This is a genomic window from Pseudoalteromonas sp. C12FD-1, from assembly GCF_037414265.1.
GTDB lineage: Bacteria > Pseudomonadota > Gammaproteobacteria > Enterobacterales > Alteromonadaceae > Pseudoalteromonas.
Window position 1 is genome coordinate 1 of the sequence record NZ_JBBEVD010000034.1, and the last position, 10,566, is coordinate 10,566.

8 protein-coding genes are annotated in these 10,566 nt (G+C 39.1%); 5 read left to right on the forward strand and 3 right to left on the reverse strand.

Annotation, left to right across the window (positions count from 1 at the left end; all coding sequences use genetic code 11):
• The first annotated feature begins 325 nt into the window (after positions 1 to 325).
• The 5 genes from WDB87_RS01290 to WDB87_RS01310 all read left to right on the forward strand — a co-directional run bounded on the left by WDB87_RS01290 (position 326) and on the right by WDB87_RS01310 (position 7,477).
• The gene (locus tag WDB87_RS01290) at positions 326 to 1,129 is read left to right on the forward strand and encodes a VOC family protein (RefSeq protein WP_337848785.1); all 804 of its coding nucleotides are present in this window, start codon (positions 326 to 328) and stop codon (positions 1,127 to 1,129) included.
• A gap of 115 nt (positions 1,130 to 1,244) precedes the next feature.
• Positions 1,245 to 1,610, forward strand: coding sequence for a hypothetical protein (locus WDB87_RS01295; protein ID WP_337848786.1), 366 nt, complete (start codon positions 1,245 to 1,247; stop codon positions 1,608 to 1,610).
• The gene (locus WDB87_RS01300) at positions 1,607 to 3,940 is read left to right on the forward strand and encodes a fatty acid cis/trans isomerase (protein ID WP_337848787.1); all 2,334 of its coding nucleotides are present in this window, start codon (positions 1,607 to 1,609) and stop codon (positions 3,938 to 3,940) included. The genes WDB87_RS01295 and WDB87_RS01300 overlap by 4 nt, the downstream gene beginning before the upstream one ends.
• 322 nt (positions 3,941 to 4,262) lie before the next feature.
• The gene (locus WDB87_RS01305) at positions 4,263 to 5,987 is read left to right on the forward strand and encodes a response regulator (RefSeq protein WP_337848788.1); all 1,725 of its coding nucleotides are present in this window, start codon (positions 4,263 to 4,265) and stop codon (positions 5,985 to 5,987) included.
• A 77-nt stretch (positions 5,988 to 6,064) separates the two neighbouring features.
• Complete coding sequence (locus WDB87_RS01310; RefSeq protein WP_337848789.1) at positions 6,065 to 7,477, forward strand: ATP-binding cassette domain-containing protein; 1,413 nt, start codon at positions 6,065 to 6,067, stop codon at positions 7,475 to 7,477.
• 36 nt (positions 7,478 to 7,513) lie between these two features.
• Here the strand turns inward: WDB87_RS01310 and WDB87_RS01315 are convergent, their stop codons facing one another.
• The 3 genes from WDB87_RS01315 to WDB87_RS01325 are packed head-to-tail and all read right to left on the reverse strand — an operon-like array spanning position 7,514 to position 10,529.
• Complete coding sequence (locus WDB87_RS01315) at positions 7,514 to 8,392, reverse strand: TraB/GumN family protein (protein WP_286245901.1); 879 nt, start codon at positions 8,390 to 8,392, stop codon at positions 7,514 to 7,516.
• 45 nt (positions 8,393 to 8,437) lie between these two features.
• On the reverse strand, positions 8,438 to 9,874 hold the full coding sequence (locus tag WDB87_RS01320) for a sensor histidine kinase (RefSeq protein ID WP_337848790.1): 1,437 nt from the start codon (positions 9,872 to 9,874) through the stop codon (positions 8,438 to 8,440).
• Positions 9,855 to 10,529: a response regulator transcription factor gene (locus WDB87_RS01325; RefSeq protein WP_055014544.1), complete on the reverse strand. Its 675-nt coding sequence runs from the start codon at positions 10,527 to 10,529 to the stop codon at positions 9,855 to 9,857. Before WDB87_RS01325 ends, WDB87_RS01320 begins: the two co-directional genes overlap by 20 nt.
• Positions 10,530 to 10,566 lie beyond the last annotated feature (37 nt).

Below are 10,566 nucleotides of genomic sequence, written 5' to 3' on the forward strand. Positions count from 1 at the left end.
TATCCGTGAAGGTGGCCGTACTGTAGGTGCTGGTGTTGTAGCAACTATCGTAGAGTAATAGTTAACTTTTAAGTTAATTAATACTAAAAAAAACCCGAGCTTAGTCTCGGGTTTTTTTATACCTGAAGAAAAGTGTCTAGTTTTCAGCTATCAGCTTTTAGCTGCTTGGGGCTAATGTAAATAATGTTGTTTGGGTTGGCTTTACAAATCCCAAGCTGAAGTGGTCACTGGAGTGTAAAGGGGCTTATTCAGTGAATAACTATCGACACATAGTGGGTATTAGCCTAAGCTAAAAATGGCTTAAATTTACAACAGGAAATGGGTGATGAATAATAAAAATAACTATCCGCAAGGCGTTTTTTGCTGGGCTGAACTGTGTACTCATAATTGGCTAGAAGGGAAAGCTTTTTATACCTCGTTGTTTGAATGGGGAAATGACGATCAGCCCATTGGCGATGATGAGTATTATACTATGTTACAAAAGCAAGGTGACGATATTGCCGCCATGTACCAAATGCCTAAAGAGCAAGTGGCGGACTCCTTACCTAGTTACTGGTTGACCTATATTGCAGTAGATGATGTTGATGCATGTGCAATTAAGGCGCAAGAGCTCGGCGCGCAAATTATAGCGGGCCCGCACAATGTGATGGATGCGGGGCGTATGTTAATGCTTAGAGATCCTGCGGGTGCCACGGTGGCGCTATGGCAGGGTAAAGAACATATAGGATGCAAACGCCCTTGTGAGCTCAACACACCTTATTGGCATGAAATGGCAACGCGTGATAGTGAAACGAGTCGTCATTTTTACTGTGAACTACTGGGGTGGAAAAGTGAAACAAAGCCTATGGAAGGTATGGATTACACCTTATTTTTAGTTGCTGGCAAGCCGGTAGCTGGCATGCTACAAATGACCGATGAATGGCCACAAGATGTGCCTCCTCACTGGTTGATTTATTTTGCAGTGGATAACTGCGACAGCTATGTTAAAGAAGCGGCGAGCCTTGGAGGACAAGTGTGTGTACCCGCCACAGATATCCCTGATGTAGGGCGATTTAGTGTTATTTGCGATCCTCAAGGGGCTGTTTTTTCTATCATTGAATCAGCAATGGATGATATTAAAGCTCAGTAATTACCAACGCTCAAGTTTAAATTTTAGACTTTAGTGTGGTTATTTAGGCGCAGTAATTGTGTGCTTTTTTGCTATAATGGCAGGTAATTACACCGTCAGCCAGCAAGAGAGCACAATGGAATTTGAACAAGATAGTAAATTAACCTTACCGTTATTTATTTTAAATGAGTCGCTTAGTGAGCGAGATGTAGAAAAGCCTGACTTAGACATTTCCTTTGCTCTTACTGATGATCTACTGACGCAGATATGCCAAAACCCAGCGCCCGATAGCAGTATTGCTATTAGTTTAAAAGAGTATGTACTTGAGCTATACAGCAGTGAATTTAATGACGTATTGAATCACGAGCACGATGCACAAATAACGCTAACCCACGGCCCACTGCTAAGTGTGGTGTTAAATATGCACGACAGCCAGACTTTTGTCTCTCCGCAAATGGATATGATGCCGACCTTCGACCTAGGTGATGAGGACGAAGAATGAAAAAAATTCTGATCAGTACATTAGTCCTTATTATCCTCAGTGGGTGTGCTTATTTAGGTAATGCTCATTACAACGACTTATTTGGTGATGAACAAACACAGCAGCGAATTGTGCCGCACGATACCGGCGCTGGTGCCGAGTTTTTGCAAAGTGTTAAGCCTGTGCTAGATACACGTTGTGTGGTATGCCATGGTTGTTATGATGCGCCTTGTCAGCTAAAGCTTTCTTCGCCTGAAGGGATAGATAGAGGGCTAAGTAAAGAGCTTGTTTATGACGGAACACGGCTATTAGCAAGCACGCCTAGTCGATTATTATTTGATGCAACCAGTACTGAGCAATGGCGCAAGAAAGGCTTTACCCCAGTGCTTAATGAACGTAACCAAAGCTCGGAAGCAAACCTTGCCGGTGGGGTGTTATTTAATTCACTCGTACTTAAGCAAAGTGCACCGTTGCCAGAGAATGAAATTCTTGATGATGAATTTGATTTTTCACTTAGCCGCTCACAAACCTGCGCAACTATGGGTGAGTTTGACCGATTAGCAGCAGAACAACCCCACGGCGGTATGCCTTACGGTTTACCTGGAGTATCTAGCCAAGAGTTTTACCATTTACAAAAATGGCTTAAAGACGGTGGAAAGATGGCACACATTAAACCGCCTACCAAAGCCGAGCTAACAAACGTTAAAAATTGGGAAGCGTTTTTAAATCAAGACAGCTTAAAATACCAGCTAGCCGCGCGTTATATTTATGAACATTGGTTTTTAGCCCATATTTACTTTGATTCTGATAACCCGCAAAGCTTTTTTAAATTAGTACGCTCAAGTACGCCCCCAGGCGAAGAAATTAAGTTAATTAATACGCGCCGACCTTATGATGATCCAAAAGTGAGTCGAGTTTACTATCGCTTATTACAAGATCGATCAACCGTTTTGTCAAAAACACATCTACCGCTAAGGCTTGATGACGCTAAGCTTACACGTATTTATGAGCAATTTATTGCCCCTGATTATACCGTCACTAAAATGCCTAGTTATGAGCCTAAATCAGCGTCTAACCCTTTTAAAACGTTTGAAGTGATCCCTATTAATGCTAAGTATCAGTTTATGCTTGATGAAGCAGAGCTAATTATAATGGGCTTTATTAAGGGCCCCGTATGTCGAGGCCAAATTGCGCTTAATGTAATTAACGATCACTTTTGGGTGGCCTTTGCTGACCCTGAAAAAGTCGCGACACCAGCCGTAGAGGATATGTTACTGCAACACGAAGAAGCGCTCGAGTTACCAGCAGCAGAAGAGAGCAACGCATTGCCTATTTCTAACTGGGTTAAATATTCAGTACGTGAGAAAAAATACTTACAGGCTAAAGTTGAACTGGCTAACGAGATGTTTAAAAATGGAGAGCATTTAACCACCGACTTATTGTGGAAAGGTGAAGGCCATAACAAAAATGCTGCGCTTACTATATTTCGTCATTTTGATAGTGCCACGGTAGTGAAAGGGTTTATTGGTCAAGAGCCTAAAACTATGTGGGTTTTAGATTATGCGCTATTTGAGCGAATTCATTACTTACTTGTTGCAGGCTTTGATGTATATGGAAATATCGGCCATCAATTAGTGACCCGCCTTTATATGGACTTTTTACGTTTGGAGGGAGAGCAAAACTTTTTGGCCTTATTACCTGAAGCGAAGCGCCATCAAATTAAAAAAAGCTGGTACAGAAAGTCTCCGCCGAGTTTGTCTAAGTTTTTTAAAAATAACCGAGAGTTTAGCCAACCTAGCGGTATTGAATATAAAACTGATGACCCACAACACGAGTTGTATGGGTTAGTTAAGCAAACTTTAGCGCCAATACTGAGTGAGCACTACGACTATAAAAAAGTCCCTGCGCCATTAAATACACTTAACGATATGCCAGCGAAGGCGATAAATTTACTACCGCAGTTGTCGTATATTTTGGTTAAGCAAGATGATGAATCACATAAAGCTTACACGCTTATTCACCACAACGCGCATTACAATATTTCCAGCTTATTAAATGAAGATGGTCAGCGCGCATATGATGAGGATACTGCTACCCTAGTGCCTGGTTTTATTGGCGATTATCCAGCGGCTATTTGGTATTTAAATGATCAAAATGAAGTGGGTGAATTTGCACAGCTATTACCTCTTATGCAAATTGAAGCAGATTACGCAGCTTTAAAAGTAAAATTTGGTATTCGTCGCTCACACCCTGATTTTTGGAAGTATAGCGACATAATGCATCAAGTAGCAAAAGAATATCGCGGTGTAGAGTTTGGTATGTTTGACTACAACCGATTAGAAAACCGCTAGTTGGTAATTGCAAAAGTGTCGTAATTACTCCATTTTTTACTATATATTTAATACATTTAGCCCAGTCACGTTACTGGGCTTTTATTTATATAATTACTAAAGCTGATGTTGAGTTTTCTATATATAGGCTACACTTATACCAATCTGCAATAATATTTAATCATTTTCAGGGGCTAAACGTGTCGCTATCTGCGTTAAAAAACTCTCATTTAGAATAACTAAATAGCGAATTTTTTGCCTTGCTATCAACACGTTTATCCATCCTCAAAATAGATCACTTAATTATGCGGATTGGTATTAAAATAAAAAAAGCGGCCTTACTATGTTTAAAATTATTGCCAATGTAAGACAGCGCTACCGATGGGCGCTGATTGCTATTGCTCTGTTAATAAGTGGCTCAGCAGTATTGTTGCAGTATGGTTTTTCTGTGCAAAAGTACGATGCCAAAATTATTAATATGGCGGGTAAGCAACGCATGCTTTCGCAAAAAATTGCCTGGCATAGTAATGCACTTCTTTCATCACGAATCGATGTTGCAACTCACACTCAATCACTAGAACACTCTCTCTCGCAATTTAAAAGCGCCCACCAAATGCTGCTTACAAAGCAAGGCAAGAGCTATCGTTATTTAACAAAAGAGTTAGAGGCCTTATATTTTTCAGCACCCGCCAATTTAGACCAAGAAGTGAATGAGTTTATTAAGCAGGCTAGCTGGCTGCTGTATCAAAAAGGCGAAGTAGATACGCAAGTGCTTGGTGTAACGCATGTAGAAAACCTACTAGCTAAGCTTGACCGCGCTGTTACTTTATTTGAGCAGCAGGCTGTAAAAAAAGTTAACCGCGTGTCTAATTTAGAATTGCTATGTTGGCTAATGGCCATGGTATTATTGCTTGTTGAACTAAGATTTGTGTTTATGCCGATGGAAAAAGAGGTGGAGCGCACGTTAGCGGCACTTCAAAAGCAAAAAGACTTTGTAGCGCAAATGAGCCAAAACAAAGAGCATTTTATTGCCAGAGCGAGTCACGAATTTAGAACGCCATTGCAGGGTTTGATTACATCGATTGATGAGCTCACCATCAATGCTGAGCAGCAGAATATTAAAACGCAAGCAAGCTATTGCGCGCTCAGACTTTTATCTATGCTTGATGAGCTACAAGATTTACAAGCACTCAGCACGGGTAAGTGGGCGCCAATTCTTAAAAACGAAAACCTTTTAGAATCCATAAACAAAGTGGTGTTAGCATATGAGTATGCAGCGCAGCAAAAAGGGCTAAAATTAATCACTCATTTTAATGACTCCCTAAATTGTTTTTGTAAGTTAGATCATCAGCGCTTACAACATGTCCTAACCGAGCTAATTAGTAATGCAATAAAATTTACCGATAAGGGCGAAGTTGAAGTTGCTGCAAACATGGAAAACTCACAGTTACAGATAACTGTTAACGATAGTGGCTGTGGCTTCTTTAGTGAAATAACAGAACTGGAGCTTGACTCATTTAAACAAACTAACCACTTTCAAGGCTTAAGAACGGGATTAACACGGGCACAGTATGTTGTTAAAGCGCTACATGGTACGCTTTCGTTTAAAAACAATGCAGCGAGTGGCGCTCATGTTACGCTCAATTTACCGATTGAAATTACCAATAAGCAAACAGAGAGAGAAATCGAAAAAAAACTTTTTTGTCTTGTGGTTGAAGACAACGAATTAAACACCTTGTTACTCACACGTATTTTAAAAACGTTAGGTGTGGATTATGAATGCGTTGCAAATGGGCTAGAAGCCTCTGAAAAGGTATGTAAGACGGACTATGATGTGGTGTTTATGGATTTAAATATGCCGGTGATGGATGGGTTTGAAGCAACTAAAAAAATACGCAAAGAGCTAAATAAAACCATGCCTATAATCGTTGTTACAGCAAATACCTCAGCTGAAGATATGAATTTAATTTATGAATATGGCGCAAGTGAGCATATTCATAAACCCATAAGTAAGCAGGCCGTGGCTGATGCATTGGTAAATGTATGCATAGCTAATGAAATAAACTAATACGCTATTAAATACGCTTGCTAAAGCAATTTGCTATACGTTAAGTTATTTATTTAGCTTATGGTGAAGGTAGCATTGTGCAGCGTATTGTATTTGAACAATTTAGTGGTTATTTACAAGGGCAAGGTAAAAGCCGTTACACAATTAATAACTTAAGCTGGCAGGTAAATGCTGGCGAGCATTGGCTATTATTAGGTGCTAATGGCGCAGGTAAATCGGCATTGAGCGCCGCATTAACGGGTGAGGCTAAACAGCAAAGTGGTATTTTTAAAAGTACCTTCAATAACACGCAGCTTGTGTCATCTGATGTACAAAAGCAGTTAATAAAAAACGAAATAGAGCATGAACATCACAGCTTAGTAAAGGATTTTATTTTTCCCCAAAATGCTAGCTACAACCGTGAGCTACGTATAAAACTAATAGATGCCTTTAATTACAGCGCCCTTTTAGACAGGCATTTTAGAGATCTTTCTACTGGCGAAACTCGCAAACTCCTTCTCATAAATGCGTTGAGTAGTGGTGCTGATTTAGTGGTGCTAGATGAGCCATATGACGGCTTAGATAAACACTCGTGTGAGGTGCTAAACACTTTATTAGAAGCACTTAGCTCAACAATCAATTTTGTGTTTGTGCTAAATAGGCTTGATGAAATCCCTGCGTTTATTACTCATTACGCTTATGTAAATCAGGGGCTGTTGCAGCATGTACTTAATAAGCCAACCGCAGAGCAGCGCGCTGATTTGATAAAGCTACTGCATATAACCCATACAGCTTTAGAAATACCTCAAGCAGATGTCTCCCAAGCTCGAGCAGAGTATACCGCCGATACATTGGTTAAACTTAGTAATGCCAAGGTTAGCTACGCAGGGGTTGATATATTTAAGAACCTCACTTGGCAAATTAATAAACACCAGCACTGGCAATTGAGTGGTAAAAATGGCTCAGGTAAAACCTGTTTATTAAATTTAATAACTGGCGATAACCCTCAATGCTATAGCAATGATATTCAAGTATTTGGTTTTAAACGCGGAAGTGGTGAAAGTATTTGGGATATAAAACAGCATATTGGATTTATATCAAATGCGCTGCATATGGATTATCGAGTAAGTATATCGGCATTGAATACGGTTATTTCTGGATTTTACGACAGCATTGGCTTATATCAAAAACCAAATGATTCACAAGTAAATATCGCCAAGCAGTGGCTTTCGTTAATAGGCTTAAGTGATAAGCAAAACACCTCATTTACCCAGCTTTCGTATGGCGATCAGCGTATGTTATTAATTGTACGCGCAATAGTAAAACATCCCACGTTACTTATTTTAGATGAGCCTTGTTTGGGGCTTGATGAAGCAAATAGGCAGCGGGTGTTAGTATTAATCGAGAAAGTATGTGCCGCAAATACCAGCACTGTAATTTATGTAAATCACCATGCGGCAGACAAAATTAAAGGGATTGAGCATTACTTAAAAATGGAAGATTTTAATTAAAGGCTGGGCTTATTATGCCCAACCTTTAGCGCCACTTTAAAGGCGAGTAACACTAAAACCTTTATCTTTTAACTGCTTTATTAAACCATGCTGCTCTGGCAAGTGTAGTGCACCTACAGCAATAAAGAGTTTTTCGTTAATCAGGCGCGGCACTAACTGCTCCACCCACTTATTATTACGATTAACTAGCATAACTTGCTCGCTTATTTCACCGTAGTTACTATCGTCAAAACTCATGTTGTAGTACGCGGTAAGCGTATCCATATCGCCATTTTTCCAAGCGTTTACGAGTTTGATAAAGTAGGTATTAATATCGGCAAGCTGCTCGAACGTTTCTTCAATCATTTCGTTACTTAATAGCGCCATACCATCAAACATTTGTAACTGCTGCTCTAGGGTTTCTAGCTCGCCTATTTTAATATTACGTTCTTTAGCATAAGCAAGTACTTGCTTATCTATGCCTGTTTGATCAGAGAAACCTGCATTTTGAAACTCAATCTGCATCATGGTGACCATTACAGCCCAAGGTTTAAGGCCATTAAACATAGCTATATCAATCGATTTTTTAGCAAAGTAATCTTTAAGCTTATTGTAGTTTTGTTTTGATAGTTCTGTTTGTAATGTTTTGCCCTCTTTAAGCATCATAAAGGGCATTGAACGCTGCTGCATTTGCAGTGGTGTGAGTTTACTAATATCTACTTCAACAATAACTTGATCGCTTTGATCTATAGCCTTAGTTATTTTTTCTGGTAAGCCTTTCATGCTGGCATCGCCCACATGAACTGTTCCAAACAAATACGAGCTAGTGCCGTTTTTTTCTACTTTAAACAATGCTGGCGCTGCGACACTATTAAAACTAGTTGTAATAAAAAGTGTCAGTATAAAAAACTGAGTAATTCGAGTGAGGGCTTGCATGGTTTGTCCTTAATCTAATTGAGTTGCCTAAATACTAACCTAAATTTACTTTATGGGTAGTGTTAAATTAAATGTAAGGGTATTACTTTTGTTATTTTGAGCATTAACTTTAAAGCCATTTAAATTGCATAAGCTTAGCACTATAGAAAGCCCTAAACCGTGCCGCTGATTATTAGTTCGTGAAGAATCGAGTTGATACAGTGGATCGAAAATAGCACTTAGCTCTTCATCGCTAAGTGGCCTGTCTATTTTATTACTTATTGAAATTGTTACACTATGCTCACTTTCGGTGGCATCTATAGTAATGGCTTGATCAGTTATACCGTAAAATAATGCATTGTCTATAAGGTTACATAAAATAGTATTTAAGCTAAATTCATCTGCAATAATAGTTAGTTTATCATTGAGCATATTAGTAATACGCTCAGAAATATTTAGATGCTTAAAAGCGAGTTCTTCGATAACTTGCTTAGTTAAGTGCTTTAAAATGATGTTTTGTTTATTAAGCTCAATAGCGCTGCTGCTAGAGCGCTGTAATAACAGTAAATTATTTACAATAATCTTCATTCGCTGAGATATATTAAGTACGTCGCTGGTATATGTATCGCTAATGCGTTTATCGTTAGGATAGCGAAGCGCTACTTCAGAGAGACTAATGAGCTCGGCAATAGGGGTTTTTAGTTCGTGTGCGATATCGTTAGTTAGGCGCTTTTCACTGCTATAGAGCTTTTGATTTACAGTTATAAACTTATTGAGTTCGTTACGTATAGGCTCTAACTCTTCTACCTTTATGTCGCTTTCTATTGTTTGTGCAACGCCTGTAATATCAAGTATTTTTATTTGTTCGTTTAAATTATTAAGTGGGAATAGACCTTTATTTACAATGCGAGTAACCAAGTAGCGCACGCCAAATACACCAAATATACACGTTAAAATAAATACAACATCTATAATTATGAGCACTTTATTTAGTTCATCAGTAGGGGCTGCTATTGCAAGTGTCATGCGGTTGAATACGTCTAAGCCCGTAGTGCTTCTATCACCTTTTTGTGCAATAAAATGACTTATAAGTGCACGGCCATCATGTCCGTTAGGAAGATCAATATCGATTATTTTGGATTCATTTATCGGCATGTCTAAAAAAGGTAAGTTTGCGCCTGGAAATAAGTCGAGTGAATCAGAACGTTCAAATATCGCTTCTCCATGCCAGAGCTGATAAAACTCACTGGCTTGTGTTTGTTCATATTCAGACATGAACTCGCCAGCAAAATCAAACTCTACATTGCCATTATCATCTTCTACCAATGTTTTTAAGTAATTTGCTTTATTTGTGAGCGACTGATTAAACTGATCTTCCACCCAAGTATCCACACTTATATCAACGGTTAAAAATATTGTGAATAAAATAACCGAGATCACGGCGCTAATATTATTAACGAGTTTACGTTTTATTGAGTGACTTTTATTTTGTTGTTGCGACATAGCCAAATCCACGTTTATTTTTTATTGGAAGCTCGCCATCAAACTGCCTTACTTTTTTACGTATGGTTGATATGTGTGCTTCAAGCGCATTTTTTGAAAGCATATCGAATTGCCCCACAACAGCTTCGCTTATAAGCTCTAAGCCTAAAACTCGTTCAGGTGAATTAAACAAGCATTCGATTATTTTGTACTCATTGCGGGTAAGCTCAATAGGGTGGTGCTTATACATGAGAGTTTTTAACGATAGATCTAAAATACAATCGCCAACAGTGAGCATGTTTTGTTGATTTTGTAGAGCACCTCTACGAAGTAGAGCCAAAACCCGTGCATGAAGCTCTTCAAACGAAAACGGCTTTGTAAGGTAATCGTCCGCACCTTTCATAAGGCCGTTTATGCGATCTTGTGCTTCGCTTTTAGCAGATAAAATAAGCACGCGGCTTTGGCTATTACTGCTGCGTAGTGCTTGTAAAATACTCATGCCATCAACACTCGGTAGCATTAAATCAAGCACGAGGAGGTCGTAATTTCCACTCAGTGCCATACTCAAGCCTTCTGAGCCATCACCGGTTTCATCTACGGTAAAACCTAGGTTACTAAGGCCTACTTGCAAACTGCGCCTTAGTGCTTCGGAGTCTTCAATTATGAGGATTTTCATGTTTGCTCGGTTTATAAAAATAGCCTTGTTACTTTAA

Coding starts and splice junctions, on each gene's coding strand:
- WDB87_RS01300 (WP_337848787.1), top strand. CDS start 1,607: ATGAAAAAAATTCTGATCAGTACATTAGTCCTTATTATCCTCAGTGGG.
- WDB87_RS01295 (WP_337848786.1), top strand. CDS start 1,245: ATGGAATTTGAACAAGATAGTAAATTAACCTTACCGTTATTTATTTTA.
- WDB87_RS01315 (WP_286245901.1), bottom strand. CDS start 8,392: ATGCAAGCCCTCACTCGAATTACTCAGTTTTTTATACTGACACTTTTT.
- WDB87_RS01320 (WP_337848790.1), bottom strand. CDS start 9,874: ATGTCGCAACAACAAAATAAAAGTCACTCAATAAAACGTAAACTCGTT.
- WDB87_RS01325 (WP_055014544.1), bottom strand. CDS start 10,529: ATGAAAATCCTCATAATTGAAGACTCCGAAGCACTAAGGCGCAGTTTG.
- WDB87_RS01305 (WP_337848788.1), top strand. CDS start 4,263: ATGTTTAAAATTATTGCCAATGTAAGACAGCGCTACCGATGGGCGCTG.
- WDB87_RS01290 (WP_337848785.1), top strand. CDS start 326: ATGAATAATAAAAATAACTATCCGCAAGGCGTTTTTTGCTGGGCTGAA.